Origin of the sequence: Curtobacterium sp. TXMA1, assembly GCF_020162095.1 — a bacterium.
Lineage (GTDB): Bacteria > Actinomycetota > Actinomycetes > Actinomycetales > Microbacteriaceae > Curtobacterium.
In genome coordinates, this window is sequence record NZ_CP083910.1 from 61,443 (window position 1) to 80,522 (window position 19,080).

Annotated in this window: 18 protein-coding genes; 6 read left to right on the plus strand and 12 right to left on the minus strand. The window is 72.8% G+C overall.

Going from position 1 to position 19,080, the window contains the following annotated elements:
- Window positions 1–7: 7 nt before the first annotated feature.
- From LCG91_RS00320 to LCG91_RS00330, 3 genes are all read right to left on the minus strand, one after another.
- Entirely contained in the window at window positions 8–673 is a 666-nt protein-coding gene (locus tag LCG91_RS00320) for an HAD hydrolase-like protein (protein WP_224442082.1), read from the minus strand.
- A 177-nt stretch (window positions 674–850) separates the two neighbouring features.
- A complete protein-coding gene (gene nucS / locus LCG91_RS00325) occupies window positions 851–1,546 on the minus strand; it encodes an endonuclease NucS (protein WP_058730155.1) in 696 nt (231 codons plus the stop codon).
- A 9-nt stretch (window positions 1,547–1,555) separates the two neighbouring features.
- Window positions 1,556–2,914, minus strand: coding sequence for an MFS transporter (locus tag LCG91_RS00330; protein ID WP_224442083.1), 1,359 nt, complete (start codon window positions 2,912–2,914; stop codon window positions 1,556–1,558).
- A 207-nt stretch (window positions 2,915–3,121) separates the two neighbouring features.
- Here LCG91_RS00330 and LCG91_RS00335 point away from each other — a divergent pair, with 207 nt between their 5' ends.
- A complete protein-coding gene (locus LCG91_RS00335) occupies window positions 3,122–4,276 on the plus strand; it encodes a LacI family DNA-binding transcriptional regulator (protein ID WP_224442084.1) in 1,155 nt (384 codons plus the stop codon).
- Between the two features lie 46 nt (window positions 4,277–4,322).
- On the opposite strand, the gene LCG91_RS00340 is transcribed toward LCG91_RS00335, so the two are convergent.
- Window positions 4,323–4,709, minus strand: coding sequence for a DUF4190 domain-containing protein (locus tag LCG91_RS00340; RefSeq protein WP_224442085.1), 387 nt, complete (start codon window positions 4,707–4,709; stop codon window positions 4,323–4,325).
- Window positions 4,710–4,904: 195 nt separating this feature from the next.
- Between LCG91_RS00340 and LCG91_RS00345 the strand changes: the two genes are divergently transcribed.
- Window positions 4,905–5,996 (plus strand): alpha/beta hydrolase, encoded by a 1,092-nt coding sequence (locus tag LCG91_RS00345; RefSeq protein WP_224442086.1) that lies wholly within the window; start codon window positions 4,905–4,907, stop codon window positions 5,994–5,996.
- Between the two features lie 50 nt (window positions 5,997–6,046).
- Here LCG91_RS00345 and LCG91_RS00350 read toward each other — a convergent pair whose 3' ends face one another.
- Both LCG91_RS00350 and LCG91_RS00355 read right to left on the minus strand, forming a co-directional pair.
- Complete coding sequence (locus LCG91_RS00350) at window positions 6,047–7,261, minus strand: lipopolysaccharide biosynthesis protein (RefSeq protein ID WP_224442087.1); 1,215 nt, start codon at window positions 7,259–7,261, stop codon at window positions 6,047–6,049.
- On the minus strand, window positions 7,258–8,592 hold the full coding sequence (locus tag LCG91_RS00355; protein ID WP_224442088.1) for an MATE family efflux transporter: 1,335 nt from the start codon (window positions 8,590–8,592) through the stop codon (window positions 7,258–7,260). The genes LCG91_RS00350 and LCG91_RS00355 overlap by 4 nt, the downstream gene beginning before the upstream one ends.
- Window positions 8,593–8,683: 91 nt before the next feature.
- On the opposite strand from LCG91_RS00355, the gene LCG91_RS00360 reads away from it, so the two are divergent.
- Window positions 8,684–9,346 carry a GAP family protein gene (locus tag LCG91_RS00360; protein ID WP_224442089.1) on the plus strand — a complete coding sequence of 221 codons (663 nt, stop codon included), beginning with the start codon at window positions 8,684–8,686 and terminating at the stop codon, window positions 9,344–9,346.
- Between the two features lie 273 nt (window positions 9,347–9,619).
- Here LCG91_RS00360 and LCG91_RS00365 read toward each other — a convergent pair whose 3' ends face one another.
- The 4 genes from LCG91_RS00365 to LCG91_RS00380 all read right to left on the minus strand — a co-directional run bounded on the left by LCG91_RS00365 (window position 9,620) and on the right by LCG91_RS00380 (window position 14,294).
- Window positions 9,620–10,957, minus strand: a complete 1,338-nt coding sequence (locus LCG91_RS00365) for a uracil-xanthine permease family protein (RefSeq protein WP_058729376.1) — start codon at window positions 10,955–10,957, stop codon at window positions 9,620–9,622.
- Window positions 10,958–11,030: 73 nt separating this feature from the next.
- Window positions 11,031–12,332, minus strand: coding sequence for a glutathionylspermidine synthase family protein (locus LCG91_RS00370; RefSeq protein ID WP_224442090.1), 1,302 nt, complete (start codon window positions 12,330–12,332; stop codon window positions 11,031–11,033).
- Window positions 12,332–12,703 (minus strand): tRNA-dihydrouridine synthase, encoded by a 372-nt coding sequence (locus tag LCG91_RS00375; RefSeq protein WP_224442091.1) that lies wholly within the window; start codon window positions 12,701–12,703, stop codon window positions 12,332–12,334. The genes LCG91_RS00370 and LCG91_RS00375 overlap by 1 nt, the downstream gene beginning before the upstream one ends.
- 16 nt (window positions 12,704–12,719) lie before the next feature.
- Window positions 12,720–14,294 carry an APC family permease gene (locus LCG91_RS00380; RefSeq protein WP_224442092.1) on the minus strand — a complete coding sequence of 525 codons (1,575 nt, stop codon included), beginning with the start codon at window positions 14,292–14,294 and terminating at the stop codon, window positions 12,720–12,722.
- A 103-nt stretch (window positions 14,295–14,397) separates the two neighbouring features.
- Here LCG91_RS00380 and LCG91_RS00385 point away from each other — a divergent pair, with 103 nt between their 5' ends.
- Complete coding sequence (locus LCG91_RS00385; RefSeq protein WP_224442093.1) at window positions 14,398–16,362, plus strand: M13 family metallopeptidase; 1,965 nt, start codon at window positions 14,398–14,400, stop codon at window positions 16,360–16,362.
- Entirely contained in the window at window positions 16,362–17,345 is a 984-nt protein-coding gene (locus LCG91_RS00390) for a serine hydrolase (RefSeq protein WP_224442094.1), read from the plus strand. The genes LCG91_RS00385 and LCG91_RS00390 overlap by 1 nt, the downstream gene beginning before the upstream one ends.
- A gap of 13 nt (window positions 17,346–17,358) precedes the next feature.
- On the opposite strand, the gene LCG91_RS00395 is transcribed toward LCG91_RS00390, so the two are convergent.
- On the minus strand, window positions 17,359–17,853 hold the full coding sequence (locus tag LCG91_RS00395) for a MarR family winged helix-turn-helix transcriptional regulator (protein WP_224442095.1): 495 nt from the start codon (window positions 17,851–17,853) through the stop codon (window positions 17,359–17,361).
- 148 nt (window positions 17,854–18,001) lie between these two features.
- Here LCG91_RS00395 and LCG91_RS00400 point away from each other — a divergent pair, with 148 nt between their 5' ends.
- Window positions 18,002–18,295: a hypothetical protein gene (locus LCG91_RS00400; protein WP_224442096.1), complete on the plus strand. Its 294-nt coding sequence runs from the start codon at window positions 18,002–18,004 to the stop codon at window positions 18,293–18,295.
- A gap of 95 nt (window positions 18,296–18,390) precedes the next feature.
- Here the strand turns inward: LCG91_RS00400 and LCG91_RS00405 are convergent, their stop codons facing one another.
- Window positions 18,391–19,074, minus strand: coding sequence for a DUF4232 domain-containing protein (locus tag LCG91_RS00405; protein WP_224442097.1), 684 nt, complete (start codon window positions 19,072–19,074; stop codon window positions 18,391–18,393).
- Window positions 19,075–19,080 lie beyond the last annotated feature (6 nt).

Below are 19,080 nucleotides of genomic sequence, written 5' to 3' on the forward strand. Positions count from 1 at the left end.
TCCTCGCTCACGCGGCGTCCGGCAGCAGGATCGGCAGCAGGTCGAGCGGGGAGGCGGCACTGGCGACGGTGCCCTCGGCCTCGGCGGGGGAGCCGTAGCCCCACTCGGCGAAGACGACCGGCACACCGTGGACGTGGGCGCCCTCGACGTCGTGCAGCCGGTCACCGACGAGCACTGGGCGGCTGACGTCGTGGCCGGCGGCCTCGAGGCGGCGCAGGGCCTCGGCGACGACGTCGGCCTTGGCGCTCCGGACCTCGTCGTCGCTCGCGCCGGTGACGAAGTCGAAGTACCCGGTCAGGCCGTAGTGGTCCAGGATCACCGTGGCCGGGGTCTCGGGCTTGCTCGTCGCGGTCGACATCGGCAGCCCGGCCTCGTGCAGGGTGCGCAGCACGACGTCGATGCCGGGGAACATCGCCGAGTCGAGGGCGCCGTGCGACAGGTAGTGCTCGCGGTAGACGGCGAGGGTGCGCTCGGTGCCGGCGTCGTCCATCCCCATGGCGGTCTTGAAGGTGTCCATGATCGGCGGACCGACGAACGACATCAGCGTCGCGTGGTCCGGCACGGGCACGCCGACCGTGCGGAAGGTGTGCGTCATGCTCTCGAGGATCCCCGGAGCGGAGTCGCTGATGGTCCCGTCGAGGTCGAACAGGATGGCGGTGTAGGGGCGCGTCATGTCCTGACCAGCCTAGTCGGGGCGGTGGGACCGGCCACGGGGCGGGCCGGTCGGCGCACGGCGGGGGCGGGCGAGCCTCCAGGCCGGTGCCGGCGCCGGTGCCGCTGCCGGTGTCGGAGCCGCGACGTTGTACGCGTCGATCGACGCGCGCGGTGTCGCAGAGTGCGACGCGACCGCTCAGAACAGGCGGGTGTGCCCGCCCTCGATGCCACGCATCGCGTCGTAGTCGAGCACGAGGACGCGGATGCCGCGGTCCTCCGCCAGCGTCCGGGCCTGCGGGGCGACGGTCTGCGCGGCGAGCACGCCCTGCACCGGCCGCAGGTGCGGGTCGCGGTTCATCAGCTCGAGGTACCGGGTGAGCTGCTCGACCGCGTCGATGTTCGCGTTGCGCTTCATCTCGACGGCGACGCTCGCACCGGCGTCGTCCCGCGCCAGGATGTCCACCGGCCCGATCGCCGTCATGTACTCGCGGCGGACGAGGGTGTGCCCGTCGCCCAGGAGCTCGATCTGCTCGGCCAACAGCTGCTGCAGGTGCGCCTCGACGCCGTCCTTCACCAGGCCCGGGTCGACGCCGAGATCGTGGCTCTCGTCCGCGATCACCTCGTACAGGCTGACGATGAGCTTGTCCTGCGTCTTCTTCTGCGTCACCGTCCACACCTGGGTGATGCCGGCGCTCGCCTGCTCCTCGTCGGGCTCGGTCATCTCGATCGAGCACGGCGGGCTCATCCAGTTCAGCGGCTTGTAGCTGCCGCCGTCCGAGTGGACGAGCAACGAGCCGTCCGCCTTGAGCATGAGCAGGCGGGTCGCGAGCGGCAGGTGGGCCGACAGGCGTCCGGCGTAGTCGACGGAGCAGCGGGCGATGACGAGACGCACCCGGCGATCCTAACGGTCGGTGCGCGTCCCACCGGACGCGGCCGGGTCCGCCATCGTGTCGTCCGTCGGTTCGTCCTGGAGGCGCAGCTCGCCCCCGTCGGCTGCGTCACGTCCCGGAGCGTGGCCGGTCCTCGCCTCGCGCCGCTTCCGCAGCGTCTCCGCGGCTGCGCCGGTCTCCCGCGCCGCGCCCGACGCCAGGCCGGCGGCGATGATGAACACGAAGACCACGAGCAGGGCACCGAGCAGGCCGATGTGCTCTCCGAGGAACCCGATCAGCGGCGGACCGGCGAGGAACGCCACGTAGCCGATCGTCGCGACCGCGCTGACGTTGAGCGCTGCCGAGCGGGGGTCGTCGGCCGCGGCGGACATGCCCATCGGGAAGCCGAGGCTCGCACCGAGCCCCCAGAGCACCACGCCGACGATCGCGATCGGGATCACGTCCACGAAGATGAGCAGCCCGAGGCCGACCACGGCGACGGCGGCGCTCACGCGGAGCACGGGCACGCGGCCGAACCGGTCGATGAGCGGGCTGCCGGCGATGCGTCCTGCGGTCATCGCGGCGAGGAACACCGTGAGCACGGCGGAGCCGGCGGCGTTGTCGAGCCCGTGACCGTCGATCATCGCGAGGGGCAGCCAGTCGTTCGCCGAGCCCTCGGCCAGCGCCATGCCGAGCACGATCACGCCGATGAGGAGTGTCGACGGCTGCGCCCACACCTGCCAGCGCGTGAGCTGCACGGGCGTCGGGCTGGTCGCGGTGGACTCGTGCTCCTCGTACCGGTGCTCGTCACCGAAGCGCGATGCCGCGGCGAGCATGACGAGGCACACCACGACGCCGAGCACCGCGAAGTGCAGGACGACCGGGACCTCGAGCGCCTCGGTGAGCGCCCCGAGCCCGGCGCCGGCGAGCGTGCCGACGCTGAACGCGGCGTGGAACAGGGGCATGATCGTGCGGCCGCCGGCCTTCTCGGCGGCGGCGCCGGAGACGTTCATCGACACGTCGACCAGGCCGTTGCCGAACCCGAACGCGATCAGGCCGATCCAGATCGCGACGAAGCCCCACCCGTAGGTGACGGCGAAGCCCGCGAAGACGAGGCCGACCGCCAGGCAGACCGAGGCCACCTGGACCCCTCTGCGAGCACCGACCTTCGCGACGATGTGTCCGGCGAAGGTCAGGCCGCCGATCGAGCCGACGGCCATGCCGAGCACGAGCAGGCCCATCTCGAACGTGGTGGCACCGAGGGAGTCGCGCACGCTGGGGATGCGTCCGAGCCAGGTGGCGATGGCCAGGCCGGACAGCGTGAAGGCCACGAAGACCGCGGTGATCCAGGTGCGGGTCGTCGGGTCGGATCGGGTGGACGTCGTCGTCATGCGGGGCTTCCGGTCTCGTGCGGGTGGTGTCGTCGGTCTGGCGTGTCGTTGGTCTGGCATGTCGTCGGTCTCGTGTGCCGCCGGTCTGGTGTGCCGCCGGTCTGGTGGTGCCATCGGTCGCCGTTGCGGGCGTCCGTGGTCGACATCCTGCTTCCGGCTGTCCGGTCGAATCGATTCGACCGGTTCGTGTGACTACGCTAACGGGCGATGGACCACCCGGCAACAGCACCCGGCGCCTCCGGGGCGACGAACCCCCGCGACCACGCCGACGGTCCCGCGCGCCGCGGACCCCGGCCGACCCTCGCCGCGGTCGCCCGAGCAGCCGGGGTCGCACCCTCGACCGCCTCCCTCGCCTTCAGCGGTGCCGGGCCGGTGTCCGACGACGCGAAGGCCCGCGTGCTGGCCGCCGCCGCCGAGCTCGGCTACGGGGGCCCGGACCCGCGGGCGCGTTCGCTCCGCCGAGGTCGCTCCGGGGTCATCGGCGTGGTGATGGACGAGCGCCTGAGCGACGCCTTCCGCGACCCGGTGAACGTCCTGACGCTCGACGGCATCGCCGAGGTCGCCGGCGAGGCGGGCGCCTCCCTGCTCCTCGTGCGCAGCCCCCTCGATGACGAGCAGGGCGCCGGGCCGATCGTCGACGCACCGATGGACGCCGTGGTCCTGGTCGGGTGCAACGTCCGGATCGATCCCGCGGTCGCCGTGCTCCGACGCCGGCAGATCCCCGTCGTGGCCATCGAGGCCGACGACATCGAGGGCGCGGTCCCCGTGCAGCTCGACAACCGCGAGGCCTCGGCCCGCGCCGCTGCGTACCTGCGCGACCTCGGCCACACCGCGGTCACGGTCGTCACGCTCCCGCTCGATGCCGAGCGCCGTCGCGGCCCGGTCGATGCCGCGCGCGAGGCCGAGGGCGTCGCGCACACCACGCTCCAGCGGCTGCGCGGCGTCCGCGAGGAGTACCCGGACGCCGTCGCGGTCGAGGCCGCCGGCAGCTCCGTGGAGGAGGGCCGCATCGCCGGACAGTCGCTCTTCACCGGCGACGGTCCGGTGCCGACGGCCGTCGTGGCGCAGAGCGACCTGCTCGCCGTCGGGGTGGTCTCGGCTGCGCTCGACGCCGGACTCCGCGTGCCCGAGGACGTCAGCGTCATCGGGTTCGACGGCATCACGGTGGACGACAGCCTGCTCCACCGGTCGCCGATCCGGCAGCTCACGACCCTGGCGCAGCCGTTCGAGCAGAAGGGACGGGCTGCAGCCCGCGCCGCGCTCGCGATGCTCGAGGGCGCGGAGCCGCAGCCGGCGGCCTTCCGGTCGGAGCTGCGGGTGGGCGACACGACGGGCCCGGTGCGTCGGGCGCTCGGCGGCTGAGCGGCCGAGGTCGGACCGGCGTGATGGGTCCGCGACCGATGGTGGGCTAGGAGCCCGAGGTACCGCTCGTGGCGATGCCCGCAGCGCCGACGCCGATCACGAGGATCACGAACAGCGCCCACCCCACGACGAACAGTCCGTTCAGGACCAGACCGGTGATCGCCATGCCGCGCCCGGCCGGTTCCTTCCGGACGCCGATGATGCCGAGGACGAACCCGACCAGCGGTACGAGGAACGTGAACCCCAGGACGATCGACACCAGGCCGAGCACCATGCTCGCGATGCTCATCCCACGGGGCGGAGCGGGCTGGTAGCCCACCGTCACGTGCGTCGGCTGGCCGTACTGCTGCGGCTGTGCGTACTGCTGCGGCTGCTGGTACTGCGGCGGGTGTTGGCCCTGGTTCCCCTGGCCCGGGTACTGGTCGTCGCTCATCGGTCTTCCCCCACGTCGAGATCACGGACTGCCGTCCTCCCACGGTAGCGGACCACCCGAACGCAGCGGCCCCGGCCCTCGACACCGTGTCGACGGCGTGCCCGCTCGAACCTGATGACCGACTGGGGAATCCCTCAGCGCGTCCTGCCCCGACGGAACCCTGCCGCGGAGCGGGCGTGCCTACGCTGCGGTGTCGTGCAGCAGATTCGACGGTCCGGGGTGGTGACGTGGATCGTCGTCGTCCTCGTGGTGGCGGCGGTGTCGGTGGCGCTGACGCTGGTCGCCGTGCAGTCGTCCGGGTCGACCGCTCGGACCTCGGCGGCTGGCACGTCCCCGGCTGCCGCACCGTCGGCGTCGGCCGCTGTCGAGCGACACGCGACGACGAGCACCCTCGGCATCCCGCCGGGGGAGCGCCCCGAGGCGAACGAGCCGTCGAGCGTCGACCTCGCGACGACCTGGACGCCACCAGCTGACCTGCCGCAGCAGGGGCGCCTGCTCCGCGTGGCCGTCCCGGGCACCACGTCGCACTTCGCCGCACGGGACGCACTCCTCTGGCTCCCGCCGGCGGCACTGGTCGCCGACCCGCCGCCGCTGCCCGTGGCGGTGCTGATGGCGGGCCAGTCCCGCGGAGCAGGGCCGGACGACCTCGAGACCGCCGGGCACATCGCGCAGACGATGGACGCGATCGCGTCCCTGCACCGCGGACTCGCACCGATCGTCGTCGTCCCGGACCAGCTCGGGCCGCAGTCCGGCAACCCGATGTGCATCGACGGTCCGCTCGGCAACAGCAGCACGTACCTCGAGCACGACGTCCCCGCCTGGATCACGAGCCACCTGCGCGTACAGACGGGAGCGGCTGCGTGGACGATCGGCGGGTTCTCGCAGGGCGGCACCTGCGCGATCCAACTCGGCGCCGGTGACCCCGCGCGCTACGGCAACATCGTCGACGTCTCGGGTGAGCTCAGCCGCTCCCTCGGCAACGAGGCGCGGACGATCGCCCTCGGGTTCTCGGGGAACGCCGCGGCGTACCGGGCGGCGCAACCGCTGGCGATCATGGCGCGCCACGGGCGCTACCCCGCCACGTGGGCCTTCTTCACCGCGGCGGCGCTCGACCGCAAGTACGGTCCGGCGATGCCCGTCGTGGCCGGGCGGGCGGCGGCGGTCGGGATGCACGTCACGACGTGGGTGCTGCCGGGGGCGCGGCACGACTGGGCGATGGCGAGCGAGGCGATCGCGGCAGGCATGTCGTGGCTGGAGCCGCACGTTGGGCTCGCTGCGTCCGACTGACGAGGACCGCGTGCTAATGATCTGTCATGAAAGTCGTCTTTCATGACGAACTACCGCGCCCGACGCAGCCCCAGCGCCACCACCGCGACGAGGTTCACCGCGCTCCCCACCAGGAACCCCGTGCTGCCCCCGGCCACCCCCCACGTCGGCGCGAGCACCGCCATGAGCACGACCCCGACGACGAACCCCGCGACCGAGGCCAGCGCCACCTGCCGTGACCGCCCCGACGCGAGCAGCAGTGCCGCGGGGACGAGTCCGACCGTGAACACCCACACGCCTGCCATGAGGTACCGCAGGTCCGCCACGGCCTCGGCGCCCTCTGCCGGGTAGACGAGCGGCAGGAACCACCCGGCGAGCCACGCCACGAGCCCGAACACCACGGCGGTCCCCGCAGTGAAGCCCCCGACGAGCAGGAGCACTCCGCGCGAGCGCAGCGACCCGCCGTCCGACCGGTGCGCGAACGCCGGCACGAGCACCTGACCCAGTGCCTGCCCGACCATCGAGGCAGGCGTCGCGAGGGTGAACGCGGCCGCGTAGACCCCGGCCTCACGCGCGGACACGGAGACCTGCGCCGCGATCATCGTGAGCTGCAGCAGCCCGTTCGACGTCGTGACGGCCAGGACGTTCCAGGCCGCGAACGCGAGCAGCCCGGAGATCGGCTCGGCGGGCGTCCCGGGGTCGTCGGTCCGGTTCCCCCGCGGCCAACACGCGATCGCGAACACGGTGTACCCGATCGCCAGCGGCAGCAGCACGAGCGGCTCGAGCCGGGCGACGCACGCCGCGACGAGCAACCCGAGGGCGAGCAGGCTCGTGACCGCGTCCCACAGCGCGACCCGTGGAGCCCGGTCGTACCCGAGCTGGGCGCCGCGGGCGTAGCAGTACAGGCCGTACCCGACGACGACCCCGACGCCACCGACGACCATCCCTGGGCTGGAGCCCCAGGCGAGGGCGACGGGAACGGTCACCGCGGCGAGCACGACGCTCGACACCGCCATCGACGCCCCGAGCAACCGGTTGACCGCGGTGTCCGACCGTCGGCCGCGCAGCGCGATCGCGAGCACGCGCGCCGCGGTGTTTCCCGCGGCGTTCGGCCAGAGCAGCGCGGTGAAGACCGACAGCGACAGCAGTGCGGTGGTCTGGCCGAGGGTCTCGGTGCCGAACACCCGTCCGACCACCACGGTGACGAGCAGCTTCGCGAGCCCCTGCACCCCGATGCCGATCGTGGCGGCCAGTGCCGACGACGCGACGCGCGAGCGCCCGCTCACCGCGCCAGCGCCTGTTCGACCCAGCCCCGCCGGTGCGCCCGCACCCCGAGGGTCACCGCCCGGACACCGATGTAGCCGAGGGCGAAGGCGGCCCAGAGCCCCGCCAGCGTCCCGCCGACCCAGAGCAGCAGCGGCAGGTAGACGACCAGGTTCACGAGCCCCGCCAGGGCCAGGTACCGCGCGTCCCCGGCACCGATGAGCACGCCGTCGAGCACGAAGACGTACCCGGCGACGGGCATCCCGACGGCGATGAGCACGAGCACGAGCGGCAGGGCCGAGCGCACCGCGGCGGAGTCGGAGAAGACCGGGCCGAGCACCCCGCTGACGAGCACCACGAACACGCCGAGGACCACACCGCCGACGATGCCGAGCACCACGAGCCGCCGGGTCACCAGCCGCACCCGGTCTGGATCGCGCGCGCCGAGGCCGTGGCCCACCAGCGCCTGGCCCGCGATCGCCAGGGCGTCGAGGGCGAAGGCGAGCGTCGAGAACACCGTGAGGCCGACCTGCGTCGTCGCCAGGCCGGTCGTGCCGAGCCCGGAGGCGGTGGCGACGGTCGCGAGCATCGCGACGCGCAGCGACGCCGTGCGGAGGAACAGCCACGCGCCGGAGCGGAGCGCCCGCACCACGCCCGACGCCCCGGGCCGCAGCGGTGCACCCGACGACCGGGCTGCCCGGACGGCGATGACGACGTACACGACGGCCATCGCCCACTGCACGATCACGGTGCCGGCCGCGGACCCCTCGACGCCCCAGCCCGCGCCGTAGATGAGCGCGGCGTTGAGCAGCCCGTTCGCCACGAAGCCGATCGTCGCGACGACCAGCGGTGTCCTGGTGTCCTGCAGCCCGCGCAGCAGCCCGGTCGAGGCGGTCACGACGAGGATGCCGGGGAGCCCGACGAGCGACACGGTCAGGTACGCGGTCGCGGCGGCCGAGACCTCCGCCGAGGCGCCGAACAGGTCGACGAGCGGTCCGGCGAGCGGCCACCCGACGAGCGCGAGCACCACGCCGAGCCCGAGCGCGAGCCACATCCCGTCGATGCCGGCGTGCACCGCGCCCCGGCGGTCGCCTCCGCCCAGGGCGCGCGCCACCGCGGGGGTCGTCGAGTACGCCAGGAAGACGAGCAGGCCCGTGACCGTCTGCAGGACGACGCTCGCCAGTCCCACGGCCGCCAGCGCCGTCGCGCCGAGGTGCCCGACGAGCGCCGTGTCGGTGAGCAGGAAGAGCGGCTCGACGACGAGCGCGCCGAGGGCCGGCAGTGCCAGCCGGACGATGTCCCGGTCGACCGATCGACGCTCGGTCGACGCGGCGGGCGAGGTCGGTCGGGGCACCGGACCATCCTGCCGGAGTCCGAGCGGCGCCGGATCGTGCTGCCGGAGTCCGAGCAGCACCGGCTCGTCTCGCCGTCGGTACGCTGCGGCGGTGGACCTCCTCGCCCTCGCGCCCGGTGCCGTCGGGATCGCGCTGAGTCCGCTCCCCGTCGCCTCCGTGGTCGTCCTGCTCGGGCACCGCCGCGGGTACGCGTCGGCGATCGCCTGCACCGCGGGGTGGGTCGTCGCCGTCGCCGCGGCCCTCGTCCTGGCGGTCGTGGTGGGGGAGCGGCTCCCCGTGCAGACGGCTGGCGGTTCGTCGGTCCAGGCGATCGTCGCCCTGACCGCCGGAGCGGTGCTCGCCGCGCTCGCGGTCTGGCAGTGGCGGGTCCGCCGTCTGCCGGACGGCTCCCCGTCGAGCACCCGCTGGGCGGACGTGGTCGAGCGGGTCGGTTCGGTGCACGGCTTCGGGCTCGGAGTGCTGCTGTTCTGCAACCCGAAGGCGATCGTCCTCGCGCTGACCGCGGGGCTCGCCTTCGGGGACGCCGGACCCGGCCCCGGCGAGGCACTGGCGGCCGGTGCGGCCTTCGTCGTGGTCGCCGCGTCGACGACGGTGCTGCCCGTGGTCCTGGTGCTGGCCGCCGGTCCACGAGCCCGCCGGCCCCTCGCCGCGATGCGTGCGGGGATCGCCCGGTGGGGCTCCGTCGGTCTGGTCGCGGTCCTCGCCGTCCTCGCGGTGGTCCAGCTCACCGTGGGCGTCGTCGGCCTCCGCTGACGCGGGCAGACAGGACGGAGCGAGCCCGCGACGGGACCGGGCACGCGACGGCCCGTGGCAGGCCCGCAGACCGGGGCGGGCCAGCGGAGGGACCGTGGACGCGACGGCCCGTGGCAGGCCTGCAGACCGGGGCGGGCCAGCGGAGGGACCGTGGACGCGACGGCCCGTGGCAGGCCCGCGGGCCTGGGCGGGCCAGCGGAGGGACCGTGGACGCGACGGACGGGAGGCCCGTGGCGGCGTCGCCACGGGCCTCCCGTCCGGTGGTCCCGTGTCTCAGTCCGCGCGCGGCTCCGCCGGGATCGCCCCGGTGGCAGCGCGTGCCTCGTCCGACGCCGGCGGCGTCGCCGGATCGGTCCCGCGCGCCCGACCGACCAGGTCCATCAGGTGGTACACGACGATCGCGGCGACCGTCCCGACGATGATCCCGCCGAACGTCGCGCCCCCGAACGAGAACGTGAAGTCGGCGATGCCCATGATGAGCGCGATGCCGGCGGTCAGCTGGTTCTTCGGCTTGGCGAAGTCGACGCGGTTCTCGACCCAGATGCGGATGCCGATGACACCGATCAGGCCGTACAGCGCGGTGGTCGCACCACCGAGCACCCCGGCCGGCACCGAGGAGATGACCATCCCGACCTTCGGGGACAGGCCCAGCAGGATCGCGACGATGGCGGCGACCCAGTACGCGGCCGTCGAGAAGACGCGGGTGGCGGCCATCACGCCGATGTTCTCGCCGTAGGTGGTCGTCGCGGAACCACCGCCGGCGCCGGCGAGCACGGTCGAGACGCCGTCGGCGAAGAGCGCGCGGCCGGTCAGCGGGGTGAGGTCGCGGCCGGTGAGCTGTCCGACGCCCTTGACGTGCCCGACGTTCTCGGCGACCAGGGCGAGCACGACCGGCACGAAGCCGAGGTAGATCGCGAGCTGGCCCGGGTCGAAGGCCGGGGCGGTGAACGTCGGGAGACCGATCCACGGGGCGGACGCGACCTTCGACAGGTCGACCTGACCCGCGATCAGCGCCGCGACGTAGCCGACGAGCACGCCGATGACGATGGACAGGCGACCGAGCAGCCCCTTGAACAGCACCGTGACCAGGATGATCGCGGCCAGCGTGATCAGCGCGACGACCGGGGCCTTCGTGAAGTTGTCCCGGGCGGCCGGCGCCAGGTTGAAGCCGATCAGGGCGACGATCGCTCCGGACACCACCGGGGGCATCAGCCGGTCGATCCAGCCGGCGCCCGCGAGGTGCACGATCGCACCGACCAGGGCGAGCAGCACACCGACGACGATGATCCCGGACAACGCGAGCGGGATCCCGCCGATCTTCGTCGCGGCTCCGATCGGGGCGAGGAACGCGAAGGACGAGCCGAGGTAGCTCGGCAGGCGGTTGCCGGTGATCAGCAGGAAGAGGATCGTGCCGATGCCGCTGAAGAGCAGGGTCGTCGAGGGTGGGAACCCCGTGATGAGCGGTACGAGGAAGGTGGCGCCGAACATCGCCACGACGTGCTGGACGCCGAGCCCGATGGTGCGGCCCCAGGAGAGGCGCTCGTCCGGCGCCACGATGGTCGAGGAGGAGACGGTCGCGCCGTCACCGTGCAGCTTCCAGCCGAGTCCCATGGCAGCACCGTAGCGGCTGCGGGGCACTCAGCGCGGGCTGCGGCTGGTCAGCTCTCCCGGACGGGGTCCAGGCCTACCGGATGAGGTTCGGCGCGAAGCGGCACCAGTAGTCGGTGATCGGGCCGTCGGACTCGCGGATGCCGACGCCGAACGACTCGCCGTCCACCACCCACGAGCCGAGCACCGGGTGGTTGTGCCCTTCCGACCCGGGGAAGTCCGGGAGCTCGTGGTACTGCTGCCACACGCGCTCCCCGGCGGTCCCGGCGCGACGGTACTCGGAGCCGTTCGACGTCACCGAGCCGTCCGCCCGGTGCACCGTGATGCCGTCGCCCTCGCGCCCGAACACCGGCTTCACGACGAAGTCCGTCATGCCGTTCGGGCCGTCGGCGTACGACGGCAGCAGGTTCTCGTGCCCGGGGAACAGCCGCCAGAGCGCCACGAGCAGGAGCTTGTTGGACAGGAACATCTTCCAGGCCGGTTCGTACCAGTGCCCGAGCCGACCCCGGTCGCTGACGAGGAACGCGCCGAACTCCTGGTCACCGGTGGCGCGGTCGTCGCCGGAGACGAGGTCCTCCCACGGGTAGAGCTTGAAGAGGTTCCGGATCACCGGCCACTGCGTCCCCGGCTCGTCGCCGGGCAGCGTGAAGACGCTGCGCGCCGAGCCCGCTGGCTCCTGGTTCCCGACGAACTGTCGTGCGACGCCGTGCCAGCCGATGTCCTTCATCTCGATGCCGGTGTGCTCCCACCCGGCCTCGCCCGCGAGGTCGCGCATGTACGCCACGGTGTCCCAGTCCTCGCCGGCGGTGTCGAGGTCCGAGTGCGCGACGAACAGGCGGCCGCCGTCCTCGGACCGCAGCGACTCGTGCAGGAGGGTGCGCCACCGGGCGACGAGCGCCTCGTGGATGCCGTTCCACTGGTCGGTCTCGGCGGGCAGCTCGCCGGACTCGACGCGCTCGCGCATCCAGTGCCACTGCGTCACCGACGCCTCGATCAGCCCGGTCGGGGTGTCCCCGTTGTACTCCAGGAGCTTCGCGGGCGACCCGTCGCCGGCGTACGCCAGGTCGAAGCGGGCGTAGACGTCGGGTTCGGACTGCTCCAGCGACCAGGCGGCGAGCTCGAAGCCCTCGCGCGTGAGTCCCAGGGTCCCGAGCGCGCCCGACGCCATGTACCGCGCGGCCTCGAGGCACATGCGGTGCAGCTCCTCGGTCTGCTGCTCGAGTGCCTCGACCTCGGGGAGCGTGAACACGTAGGCGGCGCCCTCGTTCCAGTACTCGACCTCGGTGCCGTCCTCGCGCACGGAGTGCGAGTACACGAGTCCGGTCTGCTGGATCTTCCGCCGCCAGTCGCTCCGCGGGGTGAACTCGACCCGCTCCATCAGCCGCCGAACCCGCCGTGCTCGCCCGAGCCGCCGAACCCGCCCTTCGACACCGAGCTGCCGCGCGACGAGATGCCGGACTTCGCGGTCTTCCCCGACGGCAGCGAGCTCGTGCCGCCGGAGACCTTCTCGCCCACCGCGGGGACCGTCGTGCTGCGGTTGCTGCTGACGGGCAGGTAGTACCAACCCGCATGGCCGCCGTGGTTGTTGCAGTCGTCGTCCGGCAGGCGCTTCTGCGTCGCGTTGTCGCGGCAGATCTTCGCGTAGTCGGCGTCGACCCCGGACCCCTCACCACACCCGGTCAACGATGCGGCCAGGGCCGCGACCACCCCGATGGAGACCACGCGCGACGCGCGACGACGAACACTCACGGCACGACTGTAGTCATCATCGGCCCACGTGCTGCGCCGCGCCGTCCTTCCCGGCTGCAGGTCCTGCGACGGGGCGTCCGACGAAGAAGGACGGTGCGCGGAAGCGCTGGACGACCATCAGCACGACACCGACGGCGATCGACCCGACCCCCACGACCGCGACCGCACCGACCCCGAGGACGGTGACGTCGTGGCCGCCGTCGTCCTGCAGCCAGTCGGGTCGCGCGAACTGCGCGAGCCCGTAGCCGAACGTGAGGGCCAGCGAAGCGCCACCGACGAGCGGCAGCACCCCGCGCACGAGGAGGTTCCGCGCACGGTCGAACAGCGTCCTCCGGAAGACCCAGACGCACGCGAAGCCCGTGAGCGCGTAGTAGGCGGCGATCAGCAGGCCGACCGAGCCGATGAGTGCGCTGAGCAGGTCACCGGACACGATCGTGCACAGCACGTAGCAGGCTGCCGAGGCGATCCCCATGCCCCACGTGGACCACGTCGGGGTGCGGAAGCGCTCGTGCACCCGGGCGAAGCGCCGGGGCAGCGCACCGTGGGCGGCCATCGAGAGCGCCGTCCGGGCGGTCGGCAGGATCGTCGTCTGCGTGCAGGCCGCTGCCGAGGTGAGGATCGCGAACGCGAGCAACGCCGTGGCCGCGTGCCCGAGGACGGAGGGGCCGAAGAGCGTGGGTGCGATCGCCGCGAAGACGTCGTCGGCGTTGCCCGGCGCGCCGAGCCCGATGCCGTCCGTGCCCACCCCGGCGAAGGCGATCGTGGCGGTCGCGACGAGCACGTACACGACCAGCAGGAGGACGGTGCTCGTGACCGCTGCCCGACCCGGCGTCCGGCGCGGATCGGTCGTCTCCTCGTTGAGGGAGAGCGCGGTGTCCCACCCCCAGTAGATGAACAGCGCGGTGAGCATCGCCGGGGCCACCACCGACCCGAGGTCCAGTCCGCCCGGCCAGAGCCAGTCGAGCGAGGGCGTCGACGACGTCGGTGCCCCGGTCCCGGTGATCACCCGGACCGCAGCGACGCCCGCGAGGACGAGCAGCGCCAGGACCTCGACGGCGAGCAGCCCGACCTGCAGCCGCGCCGAGACCTCCACGCCGAGGTGGCAGACGACGGTCATGACGCCGATCCACGCGACACCGGCCACGGTGGACCAGAGCACGTCGTGCCCGAGCGCCGCGATCGCCGGGTCGTCGGTGATCGTGCCGACGAAGGTGAACCCGTACGACCCGGCGACCTGTGCCAGGTTCGCCATGACGATGACGTCCGCGGCGATGATGCCCCAGCCGCCCATCCACCCGGCGACCGGCCCGAACGCGCGGGTCACCCACGTGAAGGTGGTCCCGCAGTCCGGGTCGAGGCGGTTCAGCTCCTTGCACGCGACCGCGATCATCCACATCGGGACGAACGCGAGCAGCAGGACGGCCGGCGCCTTGACCCCGGCGAGCAGCACGCCCCCGCTCGCCACGACCAGGCCGAGGCTCGCCGCCAGGCTGTACGCCGGCGCGGTCGACGACAGCCCGACGACGATGCTGCCGACCAGGCCGACGGCGCCGGGACGCAGGCCCTTGGCCGTCGTGGTGCGGTCACTCATGCCTGCACTCTGCACGATCCCGGCGCGGGTCTCGAACCACGGGTGCGTCATCGGGGCGTCCGGTCTCCGTCCCGACCGGGGACCGGTGGCTATCGTGGAGCGCATGACCGACGTCGCACGCACCTCAGGGATCCACACCGACGAGCTCGACCCGGACGTCCGCCCGCAGGACGACCTCTACCGGCACGTGAACGGGACGTGGATCGCCGAGACGCCGATCCCCGACGACAAGGCCCGGTACGGCTCGTTCACGGTGCTCGCCGAGGACGCCGAGGTCGCCGTGCGCGCGATCGTCGAGCGCTCGCAGCAGGCCGAGCCCGGCACCGAGGAGCGCAAGGTCGGTGACCTCTACACGTCCTTCACCGACGAGGAACGGCTCGAGTCACTCGGCACCGGCCCGATCGACCCGCTGCTCGGCGAGATCGACGCCGTCGAGACGACCGACGACGTCATCGCGATGGTCGGCCGCTTCGAGCGTCTGGGCCTGCCCGGGTTCATCCAGCTCTTCGTCGACAACGACCCGGGTGACCCGGAGTCGTACGTCGTGTTCCTCGAGCAGTCCGGCCTGGGCCTGCCGGACGAGTCGTACTACCGCGAGGAGCGCTTCGCCGACATCCGGGCGAAGTACCGCGAGTTCGTCGCGTCGATGTTCCCGCTCGCGGGCTTCGCCGACGCCGGGCAGAGCACCGAGGCGGTCATCGCGCTGGAGACGGCGCTCGCCGCGGTGCACTGGGACAACGTGACGACCCGCGACAGCCAGAAGACCTACAACAAGATGGCCTGGGACGAGGTCACGGCGCTGGCGAACGGCGCCGACCTGCGCCTGTGGTGGCAGGCGATCGGTGCGCCGGCCGGCGCGTTCGAGACCGTCGTCGTGCGCGAGCCGTCGTTCGTCACCGGGCTCGCCGAGCTCCTGCGCTCGCAGCCGCTCGACGCGTGGAAGGACTGGCTGCGCTGGCAGGTCATCCGCGGGTCCGCCGCGTACCTGACGAGCGCGATGTCCGCGACCAACTTCTCGTTCTACGGCACGGCGCTCACGGGCGCCCCGAAGCAGCGCGAGCGCTGGAAGCGCGGCGTCTCGCTGGTCGAGGGCGCCATGGGCGAGGCCGTCGGCCGCATCTACGTCCAGGAGCACTTCGACGAGACCTCCAAGGCCGAGATGGACGACCTCGTCGCCAACCTGGTCGAGGCGTACCGGCAGAGCATCACCGCGCTCGACTGGATGACCGACGAGACCCGCGCCCGCGCCCTCGACAAGCTCGACAAGTTCACGCCGAAGATCGGCTACCCGGTCAAGTGGCGCGACTACTCGGCGCTGTCGGTCAGCCCCGACGACCTGATCGGCAACGTCCGCGCCGTTGCGAGCTTCCAGGTCGACCGCGAGCTCGGCAAGATCGGGAAGCCGATCGATCGCGACGAGTGGTTCATGACCCCGCAGACGATCAACGCCTACTACAACCCGGGCTTCAACGAGATCGTGTTCCCCGCGGCGATCCTGCAGTTCCCCTTCTTCGAGGCCTCGCGTGACGCGGCCGCGAACTACGGCGCGATCGGTGCTGTCATCGGGCACGAGATCGGCCACGGCTTCGACGACCAGGGCTCGCAGTACGACGGCGACGGCCGGCTGCAGAACTGGTGGACCGAGGCCGACCGCCAGGCGTTCGAGGAGCGCACGAAGGCCCTCATCGCGCAGTACGACGCCCTCGTGCCGACCGAGGTGCCGGACGGGCACGTGAACGGCGCCCTGACGATCGGCGAGAACATCGGTGACCTCGGCGGTCTCTCGATCGCCTGGAAGGCGTACCTGCTCTCCCTCGGCGGCCAGGAACCCCCGGTCGTCGATGGCCTGTCCGGCGCCGAGCGCTTCTTCCTCAGCTGGGCGCAGGCCTGGCGGATGGCGATCCGCCCGGAAGAAGCGGCGCGCCTGCTGAGCATCGACCCGCACTCGCCGAACGAGTTCCGCTGCAACCAGATCGTGCGGAACATCGACGGCTTCTACGAGGCCTTCGGCGTCACCGAGTCGGACGCGATGTACCTCGACCCGGCCGAGCGCGTCGCGATCTGGTGATGACCGAGCCGGACGCGGCTCCGTCGTCCGATCCGAGCGCGGAGCAGGGGGCCGACACCGGCCCGTCCCGCCGTCCGCGGCGTCGACACCACGTCGACGCCGCGGACGGCGCCCGTGTGCGTGGCCGCCACCGCGGTGGCGCGGACGAGCGGTTCAGCGCCGGACTGGAGGCACTGGGTGCGTTGGCGCGGGACGGTGCGTCCGTCAGCGCCTCGGTCATCGACACCTCGACCGGCAAGGCCCTGCTCGCCGTGGACGACACGCTCGTCCAGCCGGTGGCGAGTCTCGGCCGGGTGCTGCTCCTCATCGAGACGGCCGCCCAGCTCGAGGACGGTCGCCTGCACGGCGACCGCTTGCAGCGGATGGCCCGGGACACCGCGACCGGCGCCGGCCTCTGGCAGTTCCTGCAGGAGTCGACCATGCAGGTCCCGGACCTCGCGACGCTCGTCGGGGCCTCGGCGGACGCCTGGGCCACGAACGCGCTGCTCTCCGCCGTCGGCATCGACGCCGTGCGCGAGCGTGCCGAGGCGCTCGGCATCGAGCGGACCGCGCTGATCGACCGGGTCCGGGACCGCAGGGGCCCTGACGACGCCCCGGACGCGTCGGTCGCACCCGCCGGCGAGCTCGCCTGGCTCATGCGCGGCCTGGCGCTCGGCGAGGTCGTGGACGAACCGGTGTCCAACCGGGTGCTCGGGTGGCTCTCCCTGGCGAGCGACCTCAGCCTGGTCGCCGGCGCCTTCGGTCTCGACCCGCTCGCGCACCGGGCGCTCGACCACGGGTTGCAGGCGGTCGTCGTCACGGGGTCGTCGACGGGAGTCCGGGCCGAGGCGGGCATCCTGCGCGGACCGGGTTCGTCGGTGAGCTACGCGGTCACGGTGACGTTCGACGACGCAGATCTCCAGCGCCGTCTGGCGGTCGTGGAGGCCCTGCGGACCCTCGGCACCGAGGTGCTCGAGGTCGTGCACGCCCCCTCGTACCGCTGACCGAGCGCGACGCTCAGAGGCCGAGCCGGATCGCCAGCCCGAGGCGCCTCGCGAACCGGGCGACGACCTCGGCCTCGGCGTCCGACAGCTCGTCGACGACCTGCACGAGGGGCGACGTGATGTGCCCGTAGGCCTGCTCGAGGTCCGCCGCGGCGTCGGCCGACGGGATGACGACGATGCCCCGGCGGTCCCGCGGGTTCGGACGCCGCTCGGCGCGCCCGGCACGGCTCAGGCGGTCGACGAGCTTCGTCACCGCGGCGGTCGTGATCCCGAGGCGCGCCGCGAGTGCGGTGGGGCTGAGCGGTCGGTCGGCCGCGGCCGCCTGCACCACGTGCAGCAGTGCCAGGGCGTCCGTCGAGCGGAGGTCGAGCTTCCGGAGAGCCTCGTCGTCGGCCTCGTGCACGCTCTCGCCCAGCGCCTCGAGCTCCGCGATCGCCTCGGCCCCCGCAGCGGTCCTCGGGCGCGTCGGCAGGTGGGGTCGTGCCGGGATCCGTCCGTTCTCGTCCATGTTGTGCCCCTCGACTGTCCGATGTCCGCGGCCAGCATCCTGCCACGCTGCGCTGAACGTCCTAACCGTGGAAGTAGTCAACCAGGTACGACAACCGTGCAGGGCGATCCACCGGGACCACTCGGTGGGCACGACGAGGAGGATCAGCATGACGAACGCAGCAGGAACCACCGCCCGGCACGACTCCGTCGTCCGTCGCACGTGGACCGAGACCAAGGCCGCCACGAAGACGACGGAGTTCTACGCCTGGCTCGTGGTGTCGATCGCGATCCTGATCGCGTCGGCCGTGGTGGACAACGGCGACGACGGCCAGGGCTTCGGCGCGGACAAGGCGTGGTCGTACGTCGCCCTCGTGACGGTGGCCTACATCCTCAGCCGCGGCATCGCGAAGGCCGGCGTCCACAAGTCGGACGACCGCGACGACGACCGCCGCGCCGTCTGACGGGACACACGCACGAGCACCGGCGACGGGCGGTCACCCTGTGAGGTGACCGCCCGTCGCGGCGTCCGGGCCGCGCCGCCGTGCTCGGCGTGCACTCAGGCCGCCGCCTGCCCCTCAGGCACGAGCCCCTGCACGTTCAGCAACCCCGCATCGGTGGACCGGCACGCGGTCACACCGGCGTCGCGCACGAACAGCGACTCGGTCGACCCGGGCGGGTACACGCGGAACCCGTCGGCGGCCACCGGGTCGCACTTCGCCGTCGGGTAGTCCTCCGCCTGGGTGATCTTCAGTGGTGCAACGGCCGTCGCGCCGGGTGCGAGCGTCACGGTCGGGTGCGCCGACGACTCGTCGCGGGTGGCTGCCGCGCCGATCTGCTCGCCCGAGCCGCCGCCGACGAAGGACACCCCCGGCCAGCCCTGCAGCGTGCAGGTCGTGGAGCCGGTGTTGCGGAGTGCGAGGTGCACGATCGTGCTGCCGGCGGCGCCACCGCTGCCGGGCTCGATGCTGCCGGTGAGCGACCCGGTCGCACACCGCTCGCCGGCGGCCCCCGACCCACCGCTCGCCGAGCCACCGGACGCCGACGAGGACGAGGCCGAGCCCGACGACGGGACGGACGAGGCGACGGACGAGGAGGACGCAGACGGGGTCGCCGTCACGGTCTCGGTGGCGGTCGGCGTCGCTGCGTCGTCCGGACCGCCCGACGAACAGCCGGAGAGCGCGAGAGCGAGCACGATCCCGGTGCTCACGAGGACGATGGGTGAACGTGTGCTGCGGTGCATGCCCCG